The 24304-nt window shown below is 66.9% G+C and carries 24 protein-coding genes; 17 read left to right on the forward strand and 7 right to left on the reverse strand.

The genetic code is table 11. The features are described 5' to 3' along the window. Positions 1-92 precede the first annotated feature (92 nt). Genes LDO22_RS04165 through LDO22_RS04175 form a run of 3 tightly spaced genes read left to right on the forward strand, consistent with a single transcriptional unit; the run spans position 93 to position 1226 of the window. Positions 93-350 (forward strand): SHOCT domain-containing protein, encoded by a 258-nt coding sequence (locus LDO22_RS04165; protein ID WP_224026196.1) that lies wholly within the window; start codon positions 93-95, stop codon positions 348-350. Positions 351-390: 40 nt separating this feature from the next. Beyond that, positions 391-705: a DUF3040 domain-containing protein gene (locus LDO22_RS04170; RefSeq protein ID WP_159635445.1), complete on the forward strand. Its 315-nt coding sequence runs from the start codon at positions 391-393 to the stop codon at positions 703-705. After that, a complete protein-coding gene (locus tag LDO22_RS04175) occupies positions 702-1226 on the forward strand; it encodes a hemerythrin domain-containing protein (protein ID WP_224026197.1) in 525 nt (174 codons plus the stop codon). Before LDO22_RS04170 ends, LDO22_RS04175 begins: the two co-directional genes overlap by 4 nt. Positions 1227-1348: 122 nt before the next feature. On the opposite strand, the gene LDO22_RS04180 is transcribed toward LDO22_RS04175, so the two are convergent. Continuing rightward, positions 1349-1861, reverse strand: coding sequence for a universal stress protein (locus tag LDO22_RS04180; protein ID WP_224026198.1), 513 nt, complete (start codon positions 1859-1861; stop codon positions 1349-1351). A gap of 248 nt (positions 1862-2109) precedes the next feature. Between LDO22_RS04180 and LDO22_RS04185 the strand changes: the two genes are divergently transcribed. Next, entirely contained in the window at positions 2110-2784 is a 675-nt protein-coding gene (locus LDO22_RS04185; protein WP_159631855.1) for a response regulator transcription factor, read from the forward strand. A 19-nt stretch (positions 2785-2803) separates the two neighbouring features. On the opposite strand, the gene LDO22_RS04190 is transcribed toward LDO22_RS04185, so the two are convergent. After that, positions 2804-4456: a GAF domain-containing sensor histidine kinase gene (locus LDO22_RS04190; protein WP_224027157.1), complete on the reverse strand. Its 1653-nt coding sequence runs from the start codon at positions 4454-4456 to the stop codon at positions 2804-2806. 271 nt (positions 4457-4727) lie between these two features. Between LDO22_RS04190 and LDO22_RS04195 the strand changes: the two genes are divergently transcribed. From LDO22_RS04195 to LDO22_RS04210, 4 genes are read left to right on the forward strand one after another with little or no spacing between them, the layout of a single operon-like run. Further along, a complete protein-coding gene (locus LDO22_RS04195) occupies positions 4728-5186 on the forward strand; it encodes a pyridoxamine 5'-phosphate oxidase family protein (RefSeq protein ID WP_224026199.1) in 459 nt (152 codons plus the stop codon). A gap of 53 nt (positions 5187-5239) precedes the next feature. After that, a complete protein-coding gene (locus tag LDO22_RS04200) occupies positions 5240-6100 on the forward strand; it encodes a universal stress protein (RefSeq protein WP_224026200.1) in 861 nt (286 codons plus the stop codon). Between the two features lie 23 nt (positions 6101-6123). Then, on the forward strand, positions 6124-8643 hold the full coding sequence (locus tag LDO22_RS04205; protein WP_224026201.1) for an HAD-IC family P-type ATPase: 2520 nt from the start codon (positions 6124-6126) through the stop codon (positions 8641-8643). A gap of 13 nt (positions 8644-8656) precedes the next feature. Continuing rightward, on the forward strand, positions 8657-9082 hold the full coding sequence (locus tag LDO22_RS04210) for an Hsp20/alpha crystallin family protein (protein WP_224026202.1): 426 nt from the start codon (positions 8657-8659) through the stop codon (positions 9080-9082). A 95-nt stretch (positions 9083-9177) separates the two neighbouring features. Here the strand turns inward: LDO22_RS04210 and ppsA are convergent, their stop codons facing one another. From ppsA to LDO22_RS04230, 4 genes are all read right to left on the reverse strand, one after another. Then, on the reverse strand, positions 9178-11616 hold the full coding sequence (gene ppsA / locus LDO22_RS04215) for a phosphoenolpyruvate synthase (protein WP_224026203.1): 2439 nt from the start codon (positions 11614-11616) through the stop codon (positions 9178-9180). A gap of 64 nt (positions 11617-11680) precedes the next feature. Next, positions 11681-14236: a cation-transporting P-type ATPase gene (locus tag LDO22_RS04220; RefSeq protein ID WP_224026204.1), complete on the reverse strand. Its 2556-nt coding sequence runs from the start codon at positions 14234-14236 to the stop codon at positions 11681-11683. Beyond that, the gene (locus tag LDO22_RS04225; protein WP_224026205.1) at positions 14233-14694 is read right to left on the reverse strand and encodes a universal stress protein; all 462 of its coding nucleotides are present in this window, start codon (positions 14692-14694) and stop codon (positions 14233-14235) included. Before LDO22_RS04225 ends, LDO22_RS04220 begins: the two co-directional genes overlap by 4 nt. Before the next feature lie 131 nt (positions 14695-14825). Further along, positions 14826-16757, reverse strand: coding sequence for a heavy metal translocating P-type ATPase (locus LDO22_RS04230; protein ID WP_224026206.1), 1932 nt, complete (start codon positions 16755-16757; stop codon positions 14826-14828). Positions 16758-16945: 188 nt separating this feature from the next. Here LDO22_RS04230 and LDO22_RS04235 point away from each other — a divergent pair, with 188 nt between their 5' ends. The 4 genes from LDO22_RS04235 to LDO22_RS04250 all read left to right on the forward strand — a co-directional run bounded on the left by LDO22_RS04235 (position 16946) and on the right by LDO22_RS04250 (position 19080). Further along, positions 16946-17314 carry a DUF5655 domain-containing protein gene (locus LDO22_RS04235; RefSeq protein ID WP_224026207.1) on the forward strand — a complete coding sequence of 123 codons (369 nt, stop codon included), beginning with the start codon at positions 16946-16948 and terminating at the stop codon, positions 17312-17314. Positions 17315-17380: 66 nt separating this feature from the next. Further along, positions 17381-17851, forward strand: a complete 471-nt coding sequence (locus LDO22_RS04240) for a GyrI-like domain-containing protein (RefSeq protein WP_224026208.1) — start codon at positions 17381-17383, stop codon at positions 17849-17851. A gap of 46 nt (positions 17852-17897) precedes the next feature. Continuing rightward, a complete protein-coding gene (locus LDO22_RS04245; RefSeq protein WP_224026209.1) occupies positions 17898-18623 on the forward strand; it encodes a DUF4386 family protein in 726 nt (241 codons plus the stop codon). 184 nt (positions 18624-18807) lie between these two features. Then, positions 18808-19080: a YegP family protein gene (locus tag LDO22_RS04250; protein WP_159631842.1), complete on the forward strand. Its 273-nt coding sequence runs from the start codon at positions 18808-18810 to the stop codon at positions 19078-19080. Between the two features lie 121 nt (positions 19081-19201). Here LDO22_RS04250 and LDO22_RS04255 read toward each other — a convergent pair whose 3' ends face one another. Then, the gene (locus LDO22_RS04255) at positions 19202-20659 is read right to left on the reverse strand and encodes a DUF5129 domain-containing protein (protein WP_224026210.1); all 1458 of its coding nucleotides are present in this window, start codon (positions 20657-20659) and stop codon (positions 19202-19204) included. A 103-nt stretch (positions 20660-20762) separates the two neighbouring features. Between LDO22_RS04255 and LDO22_RS04260 the strand changes: the two genes are divergently transcribed. The 5 genes from LDO22_RS04260 to LDO22_RS04280 are packed head-to-tail and all read left to right on the forward strand — an operon-like array spanning position 20763 to position 24290. Next, on the forward strand, positions 20763-21611 hold the full coding sequence (locus LDO22_RS04260) for a universal stress protein (RefSeq protein ID WP_224026211.1): 849 nt from the start codon (positions 20763-20765) through the stop codon (positions 21609-21611). 59 nt (positions 21612-21670) lie between these two features. Further along, complete coding sequence (locus LDO22_RS04265; protein WP_224026212.1) at positions 21671-22207, forward strand: hypothetical protein; 537 nt, start codon at positions 21671-21673, stop codon at positions 22205-22207. Continuing rightward, a complete protein-coding gene (locus LDO22_RS04270; protein ID WP_159631839.1) occupies positions 22204-22398 on the forward strand; it encodes a hypothetical protein in 195 nt (64 codons plus the stop codon). The genes LDO22_RS04265 and LDO22_RS04270 overlap by 4 nt, the downstream gene beginning before the upstream one ends. A gap of 51 nt (positions 22399-22449) precedes the next feature. Beyond that, positions 22450-23319 carry a restriction endonuclease gene (locus LDO22_RS04275; protein WP_224026213.1) on the forward strand — a complete coding sequence of 290 codons (870 nt, stop codon included), beginning with the start codon at positions 22450-22452 and terminating at the stop codon, positions 23317-23319. 23 nt (positions 23320-23342) lie between these two features. Further along, complete coding sequence (locus tag LDO22_RS04280) at positions 23343-24290, forward strand: alpha/beta hydrolase (RefSeq protein WP_159631837.1); 948 nt, start codon at positions 23343-23345, stop codon at positions 24288-24290. Positions 24291-24304 lie beyond the last annotated feature (14 nt).

Consider the following 24304-nt stretch of genomic DNA (forward strand, 5'->3'; position numbering starts at 1 on the left):
ATGACTCTCCCCCGGACCCCTGCGGGAGCCCAATACTGGAACGGAAAGCAGACGGCTGGCGTCCGCCTTTCAGTGGACCGGAGGTCGCGGAAGTGTACGGCTGGAACGACGGCATGGGCCTGTGGGGCTATGTCCTGATGAGCATCAGCATGGTGGTGGTCTGGGGAGCAATCATCACCGGCATTGTCCTGCTGGCCCGTTCCCTGCGGGGACCCTCCCCGTACGGTGCCCACCCTCAACCCCCTCGGGTGGCAGAAGACGTCCTGGCTGAGCGCTTCGCCCGCGGGGAGATCGACGCTGCCGAGTACCAGAACAGGCTGGCCGTCCTGCGCGGCCACCCGGGTACCTGAGTCCGCGGCTCCCGCAGGCAATGGACAGTGGGGTGCAGCGATGCTCTCTGAATTCGAAAAACGCGAACTCGACCTGATCAGCCACGGCCTGGAAGCGGAAGACCCCAAGCTGGCAGCCCTGCTCAACAAGGATGCCTTTGCGCTAACACTCCGTACCCGCTTCCGGCGGGGGCTCGTCCTTGTCGCAGTGGGCGCCTGCCTCCTGCTTCTTGGGCTGGTGGTCCGGGTCCCCTTGCTGGGCATCGCAGGTTTTGCGGTGATGAACGGGGCTGCCTATTGGGCAATCAAGGACCTCCGCTGGTCCCTGCGCACCACGAACCGGCATGTCACCCAACTGGAAGGCAACAGCGAATGAACGCGGTGAACGGAAAGGATGCCTCCGCCGAGGCCCAGGCGCTGCAGGCAGTCGAGGCGCACCACGCCGACATGCTGCGGCACCTGAACGGTCTGGTGGGGCTGCTCACGGAGGCCGTGGAGGCGGGCGATCCCGGCGCCGGGCAGGAAACGCAGGCCGCCCTGCTGGACTGGTGCGACAAGGAGCTGGTGCCGCACGCGCTGGCAGAAGAAGGACCCCTCTACAGCGGGCCGCACGGCATGCCGGAGGCCCGGCTGCTGGTGGACGGCATGCTGGCCGAGCATCAGGTCATCGTGGGCCTGGTCGATGAACTCAGGACGGCCGACGGCGTTGCTGCAGCGGTGGCAGCCGGCGCCATCCAGCGGATCTTCGCCCTCCACCTGGACAAGGAGAACCGGCTCCTGATGCCCTTCGTCGTCGAATCCCCCGGCCTGTCACTCGCCCAGGCGGTCGAAGGACTCCACGAACTGGTGGGGGAAGGTGCGGCCCACCACCACGGGCAGGGCCACCACGGACACTAGGACAACCGGGCACACGGACACGCGGGCACACGGACGACGGCGGCGGGCCGGGTCCCGGAGCCAGGGCCCGTCTCCCGGGGCCATGGCCCGTGGGCGTCAGGTCACCGCAGCGTCAGGGCAGCTCAGGGCAGCACAGCAGACTGGGCCTGGGCAGCATTGTCGCCGGCTCCAGCCTCCGGGGCGTGCACCACCAGCACAGGGCAGTGCGCGTGGCTCACGCACGCGGAACTGACGGACCCGGGCACGAAGTTTCCATGCCCCCTCCTGCCGACAATCAGCAGCGAGGCGTTGCGGCTCGCGTCGATCAGCGCGGGGCCGGGCTTGCCGCGCACCAGGCGTGGATGCACAAATGCCGGCACTTCCCCGAAAGCGTCCGCCAGCGCCTGCTCCAGCACCTGGTGGGCGGCATACTTGAACCCCTCGATCCCTACGGCCAAATACACGCCGTAACCGGCTGGAACGTCCCAGCAGGCCCAGGCCTCCACCGGCGCGGACATGGGTTCCGCCATTGCGCTGGCCACCCGGAGCGCGGCGACGGATGCCTCGGAGCCGTCCACCCCCACAATGATCCTGGGGCGCCGATCGGATGGCCGATCGGAAGCAGGCACCGCTGCCCCGTTCCCTGCTGTTGCCACGTTGCCTCCTGTCGCCGTCCCACCCCAGCGTGTCCCTGAACCGCTGCCTCGAACAGGGCCAAAGGTCATCACGGGTGCACCAGTGCCATGGTGCCATGCGCAGCACCGGCAGCGACATGGGGTGCCCGGCGGACTTTGGTCCCTTCCGGCACAACGCCCGGCAGGGAACAATGGGACCCAGGCCCTTCCGGGGCCTGGCCCGCGCAGGCGGGACGGGGTGGTGAAGATTTTGGGAGCGTTCGGTGCAGATGCATGAAACTGGGGCTGATGAAGCGGCAGGATCTTCCGGGCAGGTCCGCGTGTTCATCCTTGATGACCACGAACTTGTCCGGCAGGGGCTGAAGGACCTGCTGGAAGGCGAAGGGTTCCTTGTGGTCGGCGAGAGCGGATCCGCGGCCGAGGCCACGCGGCGCATCCCCGCCCTGCACCCTGACATCGCCATACTGGACGGCCGGCTTCCGGACGGCACCGGGATCGAGGTCTGCCGGGATGTGCGTTCACTCGATCCCCGGCTGCGCTGCCTGATCCTCACCAGCTACGACGACGAACAGGCCCTCCGTGGGGCGGTCCTGGCCGGCGCGTCAGGGTACATCCTGAAGCAAATCAGGAGTGATGACCTCCTGGCGGGTATCCGCCGGGCCGCTGCGGGCGAGTCCCTTTTTGATCCGGGAGTCGAACAGCAGATCATTGCGGGGCTGTCCACGGTGCCCACCGACCCCCGGTTGGACGGCCTGAGCGCGCAGGAGAAAAAGGTGCTGGCCCTGATCGGCCAGGGGTTGACCAACCGCCAGATCGGCGATGACCTGTTTCTGGCCGAGAAGACCGTCAAGAATTACGTGTCGTCCATCCTGGCCAAACTGGGTTTCGAGCGCCGGACACAAGCCGCCGTGTACGTTACCAAGAGCTCCACGGACTCTGCCTGAACCGCACCCTGGCCGGGACTTACGCCAGCGGCACGGACCATTTCACGCAGGTGCCCCCGCCGGGGACACTCTCGATGACGCAGCTGCCCTTCAGTTGCCCGGCGCGGTTGCGCATGTTTGCAAGGCCGCTTACCTGGACAGGTTCGGTGAAACCGTGGCCGTTGTCACTGATGAGGAGCTCCACCTGGTTCTGGCCAACGGCGACCGAGACCTGGATTTCGTCTCCGCCGGAATGCCGCAAAGCGTTACTGAGGCCCTCTGACGCCACCGACAACAAATGGACAGCCACGTCTTCCCCGATCGAATCGACCGGTCCGTCCAGGGAGACCTTGGGAGTGACGGCGTAACTGCGTGAGCTTTCCCGGACCACGCGCAGGATACGGCCCGTCAGGGGTTCGCGTTCCTCATCCGCGGTCCTGAGCGAGTAGATGGTGTCCCTGAGCTTTCGGATGGTGTCATCGAGTTCGGTGGTCACGGCGGCAATCCGTTCGTGCGCCACCGGGTCCAGGGTGTAGCGGCGCAGGGTCTGGATGCTGAGTCCGGCAGCAAACAAGCGTTGGATCACCAGGTCATGGAGGTCCCGGGCGATCCGCTCCCGGTCGGTGAACAGGAGGTTTTGTTCACGCAGGGCATTCACCCGCGCCAGGTCCAGCGCCAGCCCAATCCGGCTCCCGAAGATGGCACTGGACTCCGCCTCAGCCTGGTTGAATGCGGGCGCTCCTTGTGCGCGGGCCAACAGGAGGACCCCGTTGTCGCCGGCGCTGTGCCCCAGCGAAAACACAAGGACGGAGCCGAGCTTCTCTGCCATCCTGTCTTCGAAAACCTGCCGCGGGTCCTGTGCCACGAACGACCCGCCGTTCTGGATCACGCCGGAGACCGCCTCGGAGGCTATCAGTTCCTGGCCTGTCTGGAGGCCCTGCACGCCAAGGCAGGCCCTGCACCGCAGCGCACCATCGCCCGCCGGCACCGCAATCACCGCAAGCGCCGAATCGGACACCTTCAAGGCGGTCTCGGCAACGGCGTCCAGGCTGCCCGCGTCCCCCGGTTGCGGGGTCATGATCAGGCGGCTGCTCAGCTCCATGCCTGCCTCCAGCCATTTCTGCCGGCGGCTGCTGTTTTCAAAGAGGCGGGCGTTCTGGATTGCCACGCCGGCCGCGGCCGCCAGGGCAACGGCAAGGTCCTCATCCTCCACGGTGAAGTCCTCCCCGCCCTGTTTCTCGGTCAGGTAGAGGTTTCCGAACACTTCATCCCGGACGCGGACGGGGACGCCCAGGAAGGTCCGCATGGGCGGGTGGTTCGGGGGAAAGCCTGAAGTGATGGGATGCCGGCCGAGGTCGTGCAGGCGCAACGGCTTTGGGTCACGGATGAGCAGGCCCAGGACGCCATTGCCCGTGGGCAGTTCGCCGATGGAACGGATGTCTTGTTCGTCGATGCCCACAGTGATGAAGTGGCTCAACCGGCGGTCCTCGCCGATGACACCCAAGGCTCCATACTTGGCGCCCACCAGGGCGCAGGCGGACCGCACCAGGCGGTCCAGGACGGTTTCCAGGCTGAGGTCCTCGGCGAGGGCCACCACCGCGGCCAACAGGCCGTTAATCCGCTCCTGGTTGTCCGGCAGGCCATCTCCCCGGACGGTGAAGTCCCGCTGCAGGTCTTCCACCGGATCCCTCATCGGAGAGTGCCAAGGCCGCTCAGTGCTCACGTCCCACCTCCTGCGGCAGGAACCTGCGGCGCTGCGGGTCCTTGGCGCGGTCTAAGTGCACGAAACGGAAGTGCCGGCCTCCGCCCCCAGTGCCGCCTTCACCTGGGCATGAAGACGCTTCGCCTCCCATTCTAGGAGAGCCGGGGGGAAAATACCCTCAGTGAGCTTGGTAATGGGGGGCATGCGGGGTGCGGGACCTTCTTCCCTATCCTTGGCAAGCCGGCCGCCCTAGGCTACGGCCATGAACAGCGCAGCGGCAGAACCGGAAATCAAGGAACTCGGCGTCCACGATTGCTGGCGATACCTCAGGTCAACGTCCCTTTGCAGGATTGCCTTCACCGACGGCGGCACCGTGGAGAACTACCCGGTGAATTTTGTCCCCACCAACGGCACGTTGCTCATGCGTACCGGCGAAGGAACAAAGCTTGCTTCCCTGACGGACCGGAAAGCGGTCGCCGTCGAGGCGGACGGAATGAACCAGTACGGCACCATCGCCTGGAGCGTCGTCCTGAAGGGCCATGCCATGGTGGTGTCCGATGAAGAGGAAACCAGGGATGCCATGGAGGCCGGCCTGTCCCCCTGGCAGCCGGGTCAAAAAAATATCCTGATCCGGATCACGCCGGAGAAGATCACCGGCCGGAGGTTCGTGATCGCCGCTCCCACCCATTGGTGGCCGCCGCGGGAGCCCACCGCAGACTAGCCACCCAGCCCGACCTGACACCCCTCACCAGAACCCCCAAAGGATGGTTTCCCATGGCACCTGCCAAGCCAATCGCCGTCGGCATCTCAGACACTGCGGCGTCCAATGCCGCCCTGTTGTGGGCAGCAGCCCGGGCCAACCGGCTCAAGTGTCCCCTCGCCGTCGTGAACGTTGTGGACGACCGGTGGATGGCGGCGGAAGTGCTCCCCTACCTCGAAGTCCTGCGTGAATCAGGCCTGGGCCTCCTGAAGGAGGCCGGCGAAAAAGCCGTCGCCGCCGAACCCGGCCTGCAGATTTCGCTCCAGCTCCTCGAAGGAGGAGTGGGGGCGGCACTGGGTGACTATTCCAGGAACGCCTCCATGCTTGTCCTGGGCACCAGCGGGCACAACCGCGGTGCGCTGACGGACCGCGCGCTGCAGGCGGCTGCCACGGCTGAGTGCCCCGTTGCTGTCATCGGTGAGGGCCAGGCGGAGGGCCGCGGCATCCTGGTTGGCGTGGATGGGTCGCGGGAGTCAACGCAGGCAGTGGCGTTCGCGGCCGCCGAAGCTGATGCGCTCGGTGAGGAACTGACGGTGCTCTACGCTTTCACCGGCCCCAACCGGTGGATCGCGGCCGGGCTCCCGCAGAGCAGCTTTGCCACCCATGTGGTCGAGGAAGAGCAGATCGTGCTCTCCGAAACCGAGGCGGGACTCCGGCAGGACTATCCGGACCTGGTGGTGCACACCGTGATGGAAACCGTGCTGGAGCCGGCGGACGCCCTGCTCCGGGCTGCCGCAGGCGCCCGGCTGCTGGTCCTGGGCAGCCGCGGAAAGGGCGGCTTCGAAAGACTCGTGCTGGGTTCCACGGCGCACGCGGTGCTGACCCAGCCGCCGTGCCCCACCGTGATCACCCGCATGCACAAGCACAACGGCTGACCGGGCCTGCTGCCTGCCGCACCATGCCACCAGCCGGGGAAAACGGGACGCCGGTCCCGGGAATGGACCTGCGCCATGCCCGGGACGGGCTCTCCACGGCCGAAGTACGCGAACGGACCGCTTCCGGCCGCATCAACAGCGTGCCCACGGCAACCAGCAGGAGCGTCCGTGAAATCGTCCAGGCCAACGTGTTCACCCTCTTCAACGGCGTGGTGGGCGGGTGCTTCATCCTGCTCCTGTTCCTTGGCCAGTGGCGTGATGCGCTCTTCGGCCTGTCAGCCATCAGCAATTCGCTGATCGGCATCGTCCAGGAGTACCGGGCCAAGCGGTCGCTGGACCAGCTGGCCATTCTGCAGGCTGCCCGGAGCACGGTGGTCAGGAACGGGACCAGGGAGAGCATTTCCTCAGAAGATCTGGTGCGGGACGATCTCGTTGTCCTCAACGCCGGAGACCAGGTCGCGGCGGACCTGTTGCTTCTGGGCGACAGCCCGCTTGAGGTGGACGAGTCCCTGCTGACCGGCGAGTCGGAGCCCGTCCCCAAAACCGCCGGCGCGGTGCTGCTGTCCGGGTCGCTGATCCTGGCAGGCAACGGCCGGGCCACGGTGCTGCGGGTAGGGCCGGACACGTTCGCCTACCGGCTGGCCGCCGAAGCACGACGGTTTTCCCTGGTCACGTCTGAGATCCGCAGGGGCCTGGAAAAAGTCTTTACCGTCATCACCTGGTTGCTCCTGCCCACAGCCCTGCTCCTCACCAATGCGCAGATGCAGGATCAGGGCGGATGGGCTGGCGCTCTCGGGTCGGGGCGGTGGATACCGGCCGCCGTGGGGGCGATCGCAGGCATCATGGCCATGATTCCCCTGGGCCTGCTCCTGATGACCAGCGTGGCGTTTGCCGTGGGCGGCCTGCGCCTGGCCCGCCAAAAGGTCCTCATCCAGGAACTTGCCGCGGTGGAGGTCCTGGCCAGGGTGGACGTCCTCTGCCTCGATAAGACAGGCACGTTGTCCTCCGGTTCCATCGTGTTCGACGCCATCCACGATGCCGGGACGGCCCGGGCGGCCGGGTGGCGGGCGGCACTGGAATGGTTCGGCGCCAATGCGGACGCCAGCAGCACCGCGGCTGCGATCGGGGCAGCCTTTCCCGTCCAGCGACCGCTGCAGGAGCAGGCTTCCGTTCCGTTTTCGTCAGCCCGGAAGTGGAGTTCGGCAACGTTCGGGCCGGAGTCAGCCGCGGTCGGAACCTGGATCCTGGGAGCACCGGATGCGGTGCTCGGTTCTGCCGGAAGCGTCCGGGCCCATGGCAAGGCCGCCGCCCTCGCCTCCACCGGCCTCCGGACTTTGGCCCTGGCCCACCTTCCGGCGCCTTTGCCGTCCGGCGCCGCGGACAGTGGCCTGCCCACGGACCTGGTGCCCGTCATGATCCTGACCTTCCGCGAGAGCATCCGCCGTGATGCCGCCGCGACGCTCGACTATTTCCGGCGCCAGGGGGTTTCCGTCAAGATCATCTCCGGTGATGATCCCCGGACAGTGGCGGCCCTGGCAGGTGCGGTGGGTTTTGGCTCCGGTGCTGCCTATGACGCCCGCACACTGCCCCTGGACCCGCTCCAGCTGGAGGAGGCAGTGGAAGCCTGCGACCTCTTTGGAAGCGTGACGCCGTCCCAGAAGCGGGACCTGATCCAGGCCCTGAAACGGCGGGGGCACACGGTGGCAATGACTGGGGACGGGGTGAACGACGTCCTGGCCCTCAAGGAGGCGGACCTGGGCATCGCCATGGACTCGGCCTCGCCGGCGACCAAAGCCGTGGCCCGGCTTGTGCTCCTGGACGGGCGGTTCGAAAGGCTGCCGGCGGTGGTGGATGAGGGGCGCCGGGCCATCAGCAACATTGAGCGTGTCTCCCTGGTCTTCCTGAGCAAGACCGTCTACGCCACGGTCATCTCCATAGTGACCGGCATCCTGTTGCTGGCCTTTCCGTTCCTTCCCCGGCAACTGTCCGCGCTGGACGGACTGACCATTGGCCTGCCTTCGTTCTTCCTGGCCCTGCAGCCCGGCGGCCAGCGTTACGCACCGGGATTCCTCCGGCGCTCGCTTGCCTTCGCCGTACCGGCAGGAATCTGCGGAGCCCTGTGCGTCCTCGCGGTCAGCGGCTATGCCCAGATCTGGAGCGGCCACAGCCAGGAAGCCGCGCAATCGGCGGCCACCGTGACCCTGGGCCTGGTGGCGGCGTGGATCCTGGTGATGGCATCCCGTCCCCTCAACCTGACCAAGGTCCTGATCCTCGCCGGGATGTACGCGGGCCTGGTCCTGCTGTTCACCGTGCCGTTGACGCAGGAGTTCTTCCGCGTGGACTGGCCGCCAGCCGGGCTGCTGGTGCCCGCGGTTGCAGTGGCCGCGGCAGGGTGCGCGGCCATCGAAATCATCGGCCGTCTGACCCGCCGCCGGCCCGCCGCCGCCGATGGGCCGGGGCTGGGACCTTTGACTCTGGAACCGGCATCCCGGGAAGCGGATGGTGGAAATGCCGGGCACCGCGATGGTCCGGTATCCAGATGAGCAGGGGGCAACAATGACTGACCTGATGAAATGGTTCGAAAGCCGCCGTTCCCCGATGGATGTCATCGAAAGGCTTTTCGAAGGCGACGTGGGTTCCTCGGCCATCCGGGTTGAGGAGATGGTGGACGGCAACACACTCGTGGTGCGCGCCGAACTGCCCGGCATCGATCCGGAAAAGGACGTCGACGTGACGGTTTCCGACGGCGTGCTGTCCATCAAGGCGGAGCGGCAGGAGAAGAAGGAGCAAAAGGACAAGGACAGCTACCGGTCCGAGTTCCGGTACGGGTCCTTCGTCCGGCGGATTCCCCTTCCCGGCGGCGTCCAGCAGGGTGACGTCACCGCCTCCTACAAGGACGGCGTCCTTGAAGTCCGGGCGCCCATGCCGGACCAGGGACAGGCAGCCGCGGCGGCGTCGAAGATCCCCATCAGCAGGGGTTGAGGACAGCCAGGGTACGACGCCGGTGCCTGGCTCCCTGAGGGGACCATCCCTTGAGGTGCCAGGCACCTCAGCCAGGCACTTTCAGCCGGGCCCTTTCACGGCGACGGCCGGCCAGCCGCCCGGACCCTGTCAGCGGCGGCCTCCGCCGCTGCAATGACGGGCAACGTTTTTACGTAGGTATCAGGGTTAAGGGACACCGAATCGATCCCCTGGCTGACCAGGAACTCCGCCAGGTCCGGATGGTTGCTTGGCCCCTGCCCGCAGATGCCGATTTTGATGCCGGCGGCGTGGGCCTTGCTGATCGCCTGGCCCATCATGGACATCACCGCCGGATCCCGCTCATCGAACAGTCCGGCAAGTTCCTCCGAGTCGCGGTCCACGCCAAGCACCAGCTGGGTGAGGTCGTTGGACCCGATGGAGAAGCCGTCAAAGCGCTTGGCGAATTCCTCCGCCAGGACCACGTTGGCAGGAATCTCGCACATCATGTACAGCTGCAGCCCGTCCACGCCGCGCACCAGACCGTGCTCTTCCATGGCCTGGATGACCTGGTCCGCTTCCCGCACCGTGCGGCAGAAGGGCACCATGACAATGACGTTGCTGAACCCGGCCTGTTCCCGTACCCGTTTGATGGCCCTGCACTCCAGGGCGAACCCCTCCCGGTAGTGGCTGCTGTAGTAGCGGGACGCCCCGCGGAACCCCAGCATGGGGTTTTCCTCCGGGCGCTCAAACGCGCTGCCGCCGATCAGGTGGCTGTACTCGTTGCTCTTGAAGTCGCTGAGCCGCACAATCACCGGCTTGGGATGGAACAGTGCGGCGATTTTGGCGATGCCGGTGGCCAGGACGTCAATGAAGTACTCCTGCGGGTCCTGGTAGCCGCTGGTGAGCTTCCGGATCAATGCCGCCTCTTCCGGGTCCGCCACCCTTTCCGGATGGACCAGGGCCATCGGGTGGACCCGGATCAGGTTGTTGATGATGAACTCCATCCGGGCCAGGCCCACGCCGGCCGCGGGCAGGCGCCACCATTTGAACGCGGCAGCCGGGCTGGCGATGTTGATCATCACGGCCGTGCGGGTGGCGGGAAGTGCCTGCATGTCCACTTCCTCCACCGAAAATTCGAGCAGCCCCTCGTAGACGTGGCCCTCCTCCCCTTCCGCGCAGGACAAGGTGACCTGGGCGCCGTCGGGAAGTACTTCGGTGGCGTTGCGCGTCCCCACGACGGCGGGCACCCCCAGTTCGCGGCTGACGATCGCGGCGTGGCTGGTTGGGCCGCCGTGGTCGGTGATGATCCCCGCGGCCCGCTTCATCACGGGCACCCAGTCCGGGTCAGTCATGCGGGTAACCAGGACTGAGCCGTCCACGAAGGATTCGATGTCCTTCGCATCCCTGACTACGCACGCCTGGCCGCTGGCAATGGAGTCACCGATCGCGGCACCGGTCACCAGCACCCGGCCGGGCCGGTCCAGGTGGTAGGTCCGGAAGGTGGAGGTGCTGCGGCGGGCCTGGACTGTTTCCGGCCTTGCCTGGACCATGAAGAGTTCGCCGGTGATCCCGTCCTTGGCCCATTCCATGTCCATCGGACGCCCGTAGTGGTCCTCCACCGCCACCGCCCAGCGGGCCAGCAGGACAATCTCCCGGTCGTCCAGCACCAGCGAGCGCTGTTCCCGCCCGGTGGTCTCGACCGTCCGGGTCCGCGCATCCCCTCCCTGGCTGTAAACCATCTTGCGTTCCTTTGCACCCAGTTCCCGCTCGATGACCGGGCTGAAGCGCTGATCCGCCAGGAGCGGCTTGAACACCTGGAACTTGTCCGGGTTGATGGTCCCCTGGACCACGGTCTCCCCCAGCCCCCAGGCGGCGCTGATGACCACCACGCCGGGAAAACCAGATTCCGTGTCGATCGAGAACATCACCCCGGACGCCCCGAGGTCCGATCGGACCATCCGCTGGACCCCCACGGACAGGGCAACGTCCAGGTGGTCATAGCCCTTCATTTCGCGGTAGCTGATGGCCCGGTCCGTGAACAGGGAGGCGTAGCAGCGCCGGCATGCCTCCAGGACGCCGCGTTCCCCTGCCACGTTCAGGAACGTTTCCTGCTGGCCGGCGAAGCTGGCGTCCGGCAGATCCTCGGCGGTGGCGCTGCTGCGGACAGCAACAGCGGCCTCAGCCTGTCCGGCGCGTTGGCACAGGGCCCGGTAATGTTCCTGGATGCCGCCGGCGATGTCCTCCGGGAAGGTGGCCTGCAGGAACAGTTCGCGGATTGCCGCCCCGGCCTGGCGAAGTGTCGACCGCCCGGCCCGCTGGTCCTCGATGTGTTTCCGGATCCGAGGTTCCAGGTTGTTGGCGGCGAGGAACGCGCGGTAGGCGGAGGCCGTGGTGGCGAACCCTTCAGGAACCCTGACACCGGCGGACTTCAGTGCCCGGCTGAGTTCCCCGAGGGAAGCGTTCTTTCCTCCCACCGAGGGGATGTCCGCGATCCCGGTGTCTTCTATCCACATCACGTTGACGTTGGCCAGGGACGTTTCTGCGGAGGCGCTCATGGCTTGATTCTTGCCCGGGGCAGCAGGGGCAGTCAGAGGCTTTGGTCCCGGCGGCCGGCCACGCCTAGATGCGGCGCAGCCGCCCCCGGACTGATTTATGGATCCAGTCCGCAAGCAGGACCGCCGGGGCTGCGAGGAGTGCAAGGAGGAGGCCTTCCGGGGGTGGCGGGGACTGGCCCAGCAATGCGGCGAGGGAAGGCACGTACAGGCACACGGCAAGGATGGCCGCTTCAGCCAGCACGGCCCACACCAGCAGCTTGTTGGTGCCCCAGCCCAGCTTCCAGGGGGGCACCGTAGCGCTCCGGCACGCGAAGGCGTTGGCGAGCTGTCCCAGGACGACGGCGGTGAAGGCGGCACCGGACGCGGCCATCAGCAGGGGCGCCGGGGGTACCTGCCCGCGGGTCCAGCCGCCACCGGCCAGGACAGCTGAGAACACTGCCATTTCCACGGCGGCTTCCACCGGGCCCAGGATGCAGAAGACCCGGATGATCAAGCGCCGGTCCATCAGGTGCCTGCGTTCAGGCGGACGGGCCAGCACGCGTCTGCCCGGCGGCTCAGCGCCCAGGGCCAGCGCAGGCAGGAGGTCGGTGCCGATGTCCAGGGCAAGGATTTGAAGGACGCCCAGGGCAAGCGGGAAGTGGCCGCCGGAGAGCGCCCAGATGACGAAGGGGGTCAGTTCGGCCACGTTGTCGGTGAGGTGGTAGGTAAGGAACCTGTGGATGTTGGCGTAGGTTGCCCGGCCTTGTTCGATGGCGGCCACAATGGTGCCGAAGTGGTCATCGAGGAGGACCAGGTCCGCGGCTTCGCGGGCCACGTCGGTTCCGCTCAGGCCCATGGCCACCCCGATGTCGGCTTCGCGCAGTGCCGGGCCGTCGTTGACGCCGTCGCCGGTCATGGCCACCACGTGCCCGCGGGACTGCAGGGCCTTGGCGACGCGAAGCTTTTGCTCGGGTGAGACCCTGCTGACCACCACTCCGTCACGGTCCAGGAGTGCTCCGAGCACCTGGTCGTCGTCCGGGAGGTCTGCGCCTTCCAGAACGTATTCGGGTGTCCCGGTCAGGCCGATCTGCCGGGCAATTGCCGCCGCGGTGGCAGGATGGTCGCCGGTGATCATGGCTACCCGCAGCCCTGCCTGCCGCGCGGTGCGGATCACGTCCCCAACGTCCGGCCGCGGCGGGTCCTGCAGCCCGATCAGGCCCAGGAGTTCCATGCCCGTTTCGAGCTCCGCTGCTGACGCGGACTGCCATGTTTCAGGGGCTCCCCCAAGCCGCCGCCGGGCCACCGCGATGACGCGCAGGCCGCGTCTCGCCATCACCTCCACCTGTTCCTTGACCGGCCCCGGCACGGATCCGCACACCGGAAGGACGGTTTCGGGGGCGCCTTTGCAGTACAGGTCGGGACCCACGATTGCCGATTCCCTGCGCCGTACCGGGTCGAATGGCAGCCTCCGCGACGGTACAGGAGCGGACACCCAACCGGTCAGCCTGCGGGCAAGGGCGTCCATGGCCGCTTCCATCGGGTCACCCTGGGCACGCCATTGCCCGTCGTGCAATTCAGCGCGGCCCTGTGAGGCGGTCCGGGCGGCGAGCGCAGCCTGGGCTGCCTTCTCCACGCCCCGGCCCTCGATCTGCGCCTCCGGGGCATACCCCTCGCCTGTCACCTGGATGGACCCTTCCGGTGTGAAGACCTCGACGGCGTTCATCCGGTTCTGCGTGAGGGTCCCGGTCTTGTCGGTGCAGATGAAAGTGGTCGAGCCCAGGGTTTCCACGGCCTCCAGGTTGCGCACCAGTCCCTTGCGCGATGCCATGCGTTGGGCGCCCATGGCCAGGGACAGCGTGACGGTGGGCAGGAGTCCTTCCGGCACCAGAGCTACGGCAACGCCAATGGAGAACAGAAACGAATCGCGCCACTGGAAACCCACCAGCAGCGATGCCAGGAAGAAGACAGCGGCGATGCCCAATGCCATGCCGGCCGTCACCCGGACAATCCGCCGCAGTTCCATGGACAGCGGTGTGGGCGGTGCAACCGCTCCGCTGGTGAGGGCGGCGATTCCTGCCAGCCTGGTGCCGGCACCAGTCGCGGAAACGGTCGCCTCCCCGTAGCCATTAACCAGGAAGGTGCCGCCCCACGCCTGGCCGCCTGGGGCTTTCGGTACCGGCTCGCTTTCTCCGGTCAGCATCGATTCGTCCACCGCGCAGGCCGAGGCGGTCAGGAGGACCATGTCTGCCGGCACACGGTCGCCGGCAGCCAGCAGCACCACATCCCCCACCACCAGTTCACTGGCGTCGACCTTGCGCACTTTCCCGTCCCGGCGGACCACCACGTCGGCGGGCAGCAGTCCCCGCAGCTTTGCGGCGGCGTGCTGGGCGCGTTCCTGCTGGATGTGGGCGAACACCCCATTGACTATGACGACGACGATAATCGCCACCGCCAGTTGGGGCATGTCCGCAATAAAGGCCAGCCCGGCGGCGCACCAGAGCATGAGGGCGAAGAAATGCGTCATCTCCCCCCAGAGCTTCCGCCACTGGGATACCGGTTTTTCCGTCGGAAGCTGGTTGGGGCCCGCCTGCCTCAGGAGTTCCGCCGCCCGTTCAGAGCTCAGGCCCTCCGCGGCCCTCACACAGCGTCCGCCTCCTGCCCTACCAGCAGCACCGGGCAGTTGGAGTGGGCAGCGCAGGCCTTGCTGACGGAGCCCATGGACGATTTCAGCAGTCCGCCCTCGCCGTGCCTGCCAACCACCAGCATCTGCGCACGCCGGCTCTCCTCCACCAGCACCTTTGCCGGCGGCCCGAACCTGATGGTGACGTCGATGTTTTCCGGCCGTTCCGCGGTAAAGGCCCGGCCCAGGGCGTCCTCGACCAGGCGCCCTGCAGCATCCTCAAGCCTGGCGGTGAACTGCCGGTCCGCCCCTTCAAGACGCGACATCACCAGGTAGTCCGGCATCCCAACGCATGAGATGACTTCCAGCCTCGTGCCGAGCCGGGCTGCCAGCATGCCCGCGTAGCGAAGGGCGGCAGAGGAGTATTCAGAACCGTCGACACCCACAATGACAGGCTTGGCCCCTGTTTCTGCATTCATGGACACCACGATCCCGGCTGGGAATTACGGTGGGAAGGGCCAAAGGTCATGCCGGGCGGCACCGCTGGGGGCATGCTGCCACGCTGATCGGCGTTGTCTTCTAAGTTTGGCCCTGTCTTTTAGGTTTGGCCTTATCTCTTGGGCTCGGCACCGTGCAGTGCCCGCAGGCCGTTCAGGATGGTTGCCAAATCCACCAGCTCCTGCAGGAGGGCGCCGGCGACGGCTGGAATGTATCCCGTCATGGCGATGGCCATCAGTACCAGGCTGAGTCCGATTCCTGTCCAGATGCTTACCAGGGCCACTGCCACTGTCCGCTTTCCAATGGCGACGGCCTGCGCAACTTTCGAGACGTCGTCGAGCATGACCACCACGTCAGCGGACTCACTTGCGGCGGTGGCCCCCTTGGCGCCCATGGCGATCCCCACGTCCGCCGCAGCCAGGACGGGGGCATCGTTGACGCCGTCGCCCACCATCAGGACGGGCCGTTCCTGGATGCCGGCCACCGTGTTGACCTTGTCCTCCGGAAGACATTCGGCCTGGACCCGGCCGATGCCCGCTTCCTCGGCGATGTGCGCAGCCGTGGCGTGGGCATCACCGGTCAGGAGCATGGTGTTCCGGACACCCAGGCTGTACAGGCGGGCCAGGGTGTCCACGGCGTTGCGGCGCAACGGGTCCTTCATGATCAGTGCGCCGGCGTACTGGCCGTCCACCGCCACGTGGACAGCCAGCTGGCCGCTGCGCACGGCTGCCTCCCGGAATCCGGTTGATGAACTCCGCACCAGCCCTGCTTTCCCCACCACCACCCGCTGCCCGTCGCAAACGGCGTCCACGCCGTGGGTGGCGCTCTCCGTCGCCTGTTGCACCGTCAGCAGTCCAAGGCCGGCGGCCTTGGCGGCTTCAATCACGGAGCCTGCCAGCACGTGCGAGGAGTACTGCTCAGCGGAGGCGGCCAGCTGCAGGATCCTTCGGCTCCCCAGGGCTTCGCCGTAGCCCGGGGCCAGCTGGATGTCGTCCAGGACGGGGTGCCCTGACGTGAGCGTTCCGGTCTTGTCGAAGACCGCCGTTTGTGCCTTCGCAAGTTGCTCGAGGGTCCGCGTGTTCTTGATGATGATGCCTTTGTGGGCGGCCTGGCTGGTGCCGGCAAGAAAGGCCACAGGGGCGGCGATGAGGAGCGGGCAGGGCGTTGCCACCACCAGGACCTGGGCGAAGCGGAGCGGCTCGCCGGACAGGAACCAGGCTGTCCCGGCCATCGCCAGCGCCAGGAGGGTGAAGGGAACGGCATAGCGGTCGGCCAGGCGGACCACCGGCGCGCGGCTGTTGGACGCTTCCTCGACCAAGGCGATGATCCGGCTGTATTGGGAGTCGGCCGCGCTGGCCGATGCACGCATGCGGATGGCGGCCACTCCGTTTACCGCGCCGCTGAGCAGTGCCTGCCCCCTGGTGCGTTCCACGGGCAGGCTTTCGCCGGTGAGCGATGATTCGTCGAGGCTGGCTGAATCGGACAGGAGTTCACCGTCAACGGGCACCAGCTCCGAAGGCCGGACCACAAGGACGTCTCCCGGGGCCACATCACCGATCGGGGTCTCCTCGAGTACGGCACCCGACCCCTCGCGGTGGGCAAAACGCGGGGCCCGGTCCAGCAGGGACCGCAGTTCACGCGCGGCCCGTCCCTGGGCAAAGTTTTCCAGCGCTTCGCCGCCCGTGAGCATCAAGATGACCACCAGCGCGGCGAGATACTCGCCCACCACTACCGTGCTGGCGATCGCCATCAGGGCCAGGAGGTCGATCCCCCAACGTCCTTCCCGCAACGACCGGACCATGCCGGCCGCCCGTACCACCACAATGACGGCCGCGTAGGCCGACGCGAGCACGCGGACCTGGAGTTCCAGGTTGAACGGCAGCAGCACCAGGGTGGCCGCGAGCACCAGGCAGGTGAGGGCGACGACGGGATACCGCCGGACGAAGCCCCTGGCCTTTTCGACGGGCGAGCGGGCAGGTCCCTCGTCGTCAAAGCTGCCGGCGCTCCCACCGGTTGCCGCAGGCGGGGCGGCCTGCTTCCTCATCCGCGACACTTCGGCAGGGGATGGAAACGGTCATCGCACATAGAGCCGAACCTACCCTGATCCTGTCAACCCGGGTAGGGCATTTGGCCCCGCCCACCCCTGCGGCATGACTTTTGGCACTCCCCCGGCGCTGGGTCCCGGGCGAGAGTTGAAGGCGCCCTGATCCGTACGCACAACCGGAGCCCACCATGAATGCCGTGCCTTGGACGGTGGAACGCTTTTTCGACGGCGCCCCGGTGGCCCTGGCGCTTTACCGGGCAGCGGAGCAGATGGCAGCGGAACTGGGTCCCCATGAGGTCCGGGTCAGCAAGAGCCAGGTCTCTTTCCGCCGGCGCCGCGGGTACGCCTACCTCTGGCGGCCGGGGGTCTACGTAAAATCCGCGGTTCCACTGGTGCTGTCCCTTGCCTTGCCCCGCGCCTTGGACTCACCGCGCTTCAAGCAGGTCGTCCACCCGGCACCCGGAACCTGGATGCATCATCTGGAGCTCACAGACGGCAGGGAGCTCGATGCCGAGGTCCGCGGCTGGATGCTTGAAGCGTACGAGGCAGCCGGATGATCAGGGGTGGCCCCCTAGGGTCCTATGGCCCTGTCACTTCCCGGCGCGGATGGCAAGGCTGATGGCATGACTGAGAATGGCCAGCAGCCGCAAAAGATCCACATCACCGAACAACCCGTCGCCGTGGTCCGCGAACGTGTTCCCATGGATGCACTGACCAGTTTCTTTGGCCGGGCCTTCGGTGCCGTGATGGCCGCGGTCCAGATGCAGGGCGCCAGCCCGGCCGGGCCGCCGTTCGCGCTGTATCACGGCATGCCGGGCGAAACGGTGGACGTCGAAGCCGGGTTCCCGGTCGCCGGGAATTTCCACGGCACCGGTGAGGTGGCCAGCAGCACGCTTCCCAATACGGATGCCTTCGAAGCCATCCACACGGGCCCGTACGACACGCTGGGCACCACGTACGATGCGATCAGGAAGAGCATCGAAGCCGACGGCGCCTCCCCCGCCGACTCCATGTGGGAGTACTACTTGACCGATCCGGAACAGCAGCCGGATCCTGCCACCTGGCAAACCAGGGTGGTCTGGCCGGTCGCCTGAGGCCCGGATTAGTCGCACCGGAATCCGCCGGAACCGTGGAGGGATCGTGCCAGGTCCCGCCAGCGCCGCCACTGGCCACGCTGGGCACCGACAGGGCTGGAAGCTCCTCTTCCTCGTCGCGGGGGCGTCGTCGATCCTGTTTGTGTTTCTGCTGATCACTGCCCTGGTGATTGATTTCATGACTCCCCCGCCCGTTTACGGCGGAGCGGCCACCCTTGAGTTCATCGCGTCGAACAAGGCCAGCTATGTGGCCGAGCAGATCCTGTGGATCCTGCCCAACGTCTTCCCCGTGCTTGTTTTCGCAGCCCTCTACGTGGCCCTCTCGGCCTACCGGAAAAGCCTGCCCTTGATAGCACTGGTCTTTGGTGCACTGCCGTGGGCGCTGCTGCTTGCCGTTCCGGTCAGCAGCCGGGGCTCCCTCAACCTGGTCTATCTCAGCGACCGCTTCGTGGCCGCCGGGACCGAGGAGGAACGCAGGGCCTATGCCACCGCCGCCGAAGCAATCATCGCCGAGAACAACACCCCGGCCATCGTTGGCGTCCTCTCCGCCCTTGGGATCCTGCTGATGGGACTGGCGATGCTTACGCCCGGCAAGGCATCTTTCCCGCGATATCTGGCATGGCTGGGCATCGCCACCGGTGCCCTGGGGGTGGCCAGCGAGGTCCTTCGCCACGCAGTCCCAGGCTTCTATTGGGGGTACGGCATCTTGTTGTGGGCGTGGTTCATTGCCACCGGAGTTGCCTTGATCCGTTTGTCCCGGGTGACGGCCTGACTTCCCGGGGCACCTGTGATCAGGGACCTTGGTCCCTAAAAGCCGGCGCGTGGCCTCTGAGATGGTGGTTTAGGTCGAAAGGCGCACCACGATGGGGTAGTGCGCCCTGGGTTTTGCCGTGCCGTTGCCGGCATGGCATGCAGCCTCACCAATGGAGGCAGGACGATTGAGGAGAACAAGGCTTATGGCAGGTACGTTCGAACTGTTTGTCGATGATGATTCACAGATTCGGTTCCGGCTTGTGATGCCCGATGGACATGTGCTGGCGGTTTCCGGACAGTTCACGGACAAGCATGCGGCGGCGGCCGCCATCGAGGAAGTACGGGAGTGTGCAGGTACCGGCCTGATCCAGGACGTAGCGCCACCTCCGCCAAACGTTCTCCTCGCTACCCCGCCGCACCCGCGCTACACCGTCCGCCGCGGGACCCGCAGGCTCAACTCCCTCGGCGCCGCCTAGGTCCGGGCCGTAGAGAGCCGACGGCGGAACCCGCCGGTCAGGCCAGGCATTCAGGCAGTGGGGGCACGTCCAACGACGGGCCCCACTACTGTGTGTCCGCCAGCGCTGTGTATCCGCTGCGCTAGAAGCCTGATGAGCTGCCGGAGCCGGAAAAGCTGCCACCGCTGCTGCCATAACCGGTGGTGCTGCCGCCGCCCCTGGCGGAATTGACGCTGCTGACCCCGGTATTGAAGCCGGAGTTGAACGTGGCCACGGAGAAGAACGTGTAGGACGGGTACACCGTGCCAAGGATGCTCGGTTCGTAAGTCCGCTGCCTCCGGTGGTCCGTGCCCTCATGGGCCGTCTCCATTTGTTCGCGCATCAGGCGTGCTTCGCGGTCGTTCCTGGCGAATCCCTGGATGACCGTTTCGGCATGGTTCTCCAGCAGCTCGGACAGCCGGGAACGCGCCGTATAGAGCCGGTCCAGGGCCTCTTCCGGGCTAATCCGCCGGTCGGCCAGTTCGGCGGTCCACCGCTCGATCTCCCGCAGGCTTTCGTCGCGGAAGGACCGCAGTGCGGCAGCCGTTGCCGAGTCCCCCTGCCCGTGGCGTTTGGCCAGGAGCTGCTCCAGTCCGGCCAGGTCCTTGCGGAACGGGGCCAACTGCCGGTCCCAGGCCGTTGGCCAAGTGTCGGCGCGGTTCAGGAAGGCGTTGCTGTCCGCGATGACGTCATCCAGGGCATCCAGCTCGGCGGCGCTGTCCGCGAACTGCCGGGCAAGCTTGAGGTTCTTCCGGCTGCTCAAGGCCCGCCTGCCCAGTGCGTGCACCTGGTTGGAAAGCTGCGTAACGGTGGCATAGCGGCTAAGGAACGTGCGGTGTTTCTCCAGGACCTGACTGCCGTAGCGGGATGACTCGGGTATGGTTCCGGCATTCAGTTCCGTGACGTCCAGGTCCATGCTCACGTTGGAGTAGCTGCGGTCCCCGCGTTCTATCTGCTTTCGGCATCCGGTCCTGGTCACGGCGCGGACAATCAGCCATGCGGCTGCGCCCAGCGCCGCGGTTCCCGCGGTAACCCAGGCGGTGACCAGAAAGGCCGCGGAGCGGTACCAGGGCTGGTTGATGAGCTCTGCGCCGCGGCGGATGCCGGCCACTGTTCCGTCCGTCCACTGGGCGTCGCGGAAGAGTTCCTTGGAGGCGTCCTGGATGTCACTGCGTTGCTCGAGCGACACCTTCCGGTCCTCGCCCATGTACGTTCCCACATGCCGGCCCACGGGGTCGAGCGCGAAGATGAACAGTCCGTCGGCCCATTTTTGGCCGTCGGGGCTGATCCACTCAGGATGCCTGGACCGCGCAAATTTCAGGACCTCTTCATTGAGGTTGTCCTCCGCCTTGCCGTTGTAGGTGAAGACGGCAACGCGGGTGGGCTCGTAGAACTGGATGCGTTCGACGGCGGGCACCAGGGTGTTCTGGTCGAGCACCCCTGCCGTGTCCTCCACAATGACGGCCACCGGCGCTACAGCGGTGGCTGGCGCGGCCGCCCCCACCAGCAGGACAGCCAGGGCGAGCACCATCAACACGATCCGGCGCACCATGCTGCCCATGTCCCTCCCCACTGCCTAGAATCAGGATGAAACCAACGAGCAGGCCCGCCAAAGGGCCGAAGGTCCCGCCGGTGAAGATCGTGATGGTCAGGAGCGCTGAGACGTGACGCAGGAGTCAGGGTCCATTGTGGCCGGCTTTGACGGGTCGGATGAGGCTGCCGCCGCCGTCCGATGGGCGGCACGCTGCGCACACGCCACCGACTCCTCCCTCCATGTGGTGCACTGTTCGCTGTGGCCGCTGCTGACCCGGCACCTCGGTCCGGTCCCGGGCGTGTCGGGCAGCGGCCTGGAACAGTCGGCCAGGTCCATCCTCGAGGAGGGCGTGGCGGTGGCCACCGCGGAGGTACCCGGGCTCCAGGTCAGGAGCACCCTGCTGCACGGATTGCCCGCGCAGCTTCTGGCCGAAATTTCCGCAGGTGAACGGATGCTCGTGGTGGGCAGCCGCGGCCTGGGCGGCTTCCTGGGCCTCCTGGTGGGCTCCGTGAGCCTGGAACTGGCAGCCACCGCCACCTGCCCTGTTGCCGTGATCCGGCCGGAACTCCACCCGGACGGTCCGGTCGTCGCCGCCGTCGATGCCTCGGGTTCCCCGGCGGCACTGGATGATGCATGCGCCCTTGCGTCGGCATGGCAGGCACCCCTCAAGGTGGTCCACGTCCGGCACGAGCCCGCAGGCTATCAACTGCCTGAAGGACGGGACGCCGCCGAAGCCCGGGAAGTTCTGGCGTCCGCACTGAACCGCGCAACTGCCAAAGGGCCCCATGTGCGCGTGGACGGTGAAGTACTTGCGGACACGTCGGTCCCGCACGCCATCCTCAAAGCCGCCGGGGAAGCCCGGATGGTTGTGGTGGGGTCCCAGGGCCGGGGCATCCTCAGGGAGACCATCGGTTCAACCGCACACGCCGTTTTGCACCACGCCCGCGGACCTGTCCTCATCTCACGGCACGGCGGCTGATGCAACGGACTGCGGGTGTCGACCCGGCTGCCGGCCGCACTGCGGCCTAAGCTGGTCGGGTGACCCCTGTTCCCTCCCCCGGCCCGTTGGATGTCGTGGTCCATTCCGGCCCGGCGGACTGGTGGGTCATCCTGGCCGGCCTCGGACCCCTGGCAGTCCTCATCGCCGCGTTGCTGGCCTTTTACATCAACTGGCGCACGCTCAAGCAGCGCACGGCCGCCGACAAAACAGCGCTGGAGCAGAAGCGCGAGGCCGACGCCAACGCCCTTCAGCAAAAGACCGAGTCGGACAGCCGGGCCGAGTGGTGGCGACGGACCCAGTGGGCGCTGGACCGGGCACTCGACCCCGATGAAGGGACCAAGGCGCTGGGGCTGGCGACGCTGGAAGTCCTGGCCCGGAGCGAACTGGCCCGCAACGAGGAGCTCGAGCTGTTCGACATCGCCTGGAAGAGCGTGTCCGGAGACGGAGACGATAACGGCGACGAGGCTGAGGCTGACGCCGGCTCCGGGCAGGAACCCGCCTTCGTGGACGGCCGCGGCAACTTAGGCGAGAATGGAACGACGGATGAAGACAGTACCAAGGAGGTTGGACCATGAGCGCCACGTCGCCTGAACACCGGTTTGTCCACGCTCCCCGGAACAGCGCTGCCAAGCCCGCCACGAAAAAGGCCTCCCCGGCCGAGCACCGTGTCCAGGTTGCCGCCGCACGGCTGCGCGTCACCCTGGATGAACGCCTGGGGCGCGAGACGCCCGCAAAGACCAAGGCACTCGCCAAGGAACCGATCTAACCCGCCTTCAGAGCGTGGGGGTCGACGACGCATGGCGGGGTTTGGTGGACAGTGGCTGCTGTAATTCTCGGCTGCGACGCCAACACACTGCGCCGCTGGAACTACCGTGCCGCCGTCGCGCAGGTCTCCGGGTCCGGAACCTTCCTGGACCGCTGGCACACCGGCTTCCGTCCTGACGTCAGTCCGGGAACCGAGGCCTGGCTCCTCCTGGAGGGCAGCAATGACGCCGCGAGCGGCCTGATCGGCCACGGGTTCGTGACATCCGAGCCGTATCAGGCTGCCGCCGGTGTGGATGCCGTCCCCGATGGCTGGTCCTTCGCGCTCGCTTTGGATTCACTCCTGCCGCTCGGCGAGCAGATCCGTCCCGGCATCCTGGGCGGGGCCCTCCCCAATGACCTCCGTGCCAGGGTGAAGGGCCCGCCCCTGGTGACCCTGCCGCCGTCGTCCGTGCCTGTACTGCGCCGGCTGTGGCGGGACCACGGGCCATCCACGGCGGACCCTGCCGAGGTGGCGGGCGGGACCCTCCCGCCGGAGGCCGTCAGCACCATCCAGGTGAGCCGCTACGAGCGGGACCCCGATGCGCGCCGGGCCTGCCTGGCCTTCCATGGCACGTCGTGCGCCTCCTGCGGCTTCTCTTTCGAGTCCGCCTACAGCGGGGCGGGGACGGGGGTGATGGGCGTCCACCACCTGGCTCCCCCATCCATGCTTGACGGCCCTTATCAGCTTGACCCCGTTGCCGACCTCGTTCCGCTCTGCCACAACTGCCATGCCGTGGCGCACAGCACCAGTCCGCCCCTGACCGTAACCGAACTCCGGAGCATCATCTCCGCGGCCGGGCATGTGAAGGGTGAGGTGGTCACGGACGTGGCACTCCGGGCGCAGGAGGATGCGCGGCGGATCCTCGAGGGCGGCCAGATGTAGCGTTGCTGGACTATCTTGGGACCATGGCGGAGCCGGGCCGGAAAGAGTACGGGGTTGACCCCGAGGAGTTCGGTTCTGCCCAGGTAGATGCAGCGGCACTGCTGGATGCCGGGTTGGGCGACGTCGATTGGTCGGTCCCGCCACTGGGCGCCGTGCAGTTCACGATCGACGTTCCCAGCGGAAAGCTGGCCGCCATGGCCTTGGGAAATCCGGAAGATCCCTCCGTCGTACTCATACCCGGTGCCACGGGCTCGAAAGAGGATTTCTCGCTCATGATGCCGGACCTCACCGAAGCCGGCTACTACGCGCTGACCTACGACCTGGCGGGCCAATACCAGTCAGCCGGCGCCGGCCCCGAGAACCTGGTGCCGCCCCGGAAGCATTACGACTACCGGTTGTTCGTGGATGACTTCCTGGCCGTCCTGGAAACCACAACCACCCCGGCCCACATCGTGGCCTATTCCTTCGCGGGCATCATCGCCCAGCTTGCCTACGTGCAGCGGCCCGAACTGTTCCGGTCCATCACGTTTCTGGGGTGCCCGCCGGAACCGGGCCAGAGTTTCCGGGGCGTGAGCCGTATTGGCCGGTTCAGCACCTGGGTGAACGGTCGCGCCGGCGCTGCCCTGCTGATCTGGGGAATCCGGAGCGGCAGGGTGGCCCATGTACCGCCGGGACGGCAACGGTTCGTCAACTACCGCTTCCGCTTCACCCGCCGCGCCTCCGTCCGCGATATCTACACCCTGATGCAGAACGTCCCGGACCTTCGGGCCGCATTGGCGGAGGCGCCGCTTCCCAAGTTCGTGGCGGTGGGTGAACATGACCTGTGGCCGCTCCGGCTGCACCGGCTGTTCGCCCAGGCAATCCGGGCGCGGATAGGGGTGTACCGCGGTGGGCACAGTCCGTGCGAAACATCCCCGCACGAGTTCAGCCGCGATCTCCTGGCCCTCTACGCCAAGGACGGGGACGCGTAACGCGCTTCCGGGAT

Source organism: Arthrobacter sp. NicSoilC5, assembly GCF_019977395.1.
In the GTDB taxonomy this organism is placed as follows: Bacteria; Actinomycetota; Actinomycetes; order Actinomycetales; family Micrococcaceae; genus Arthrobacter.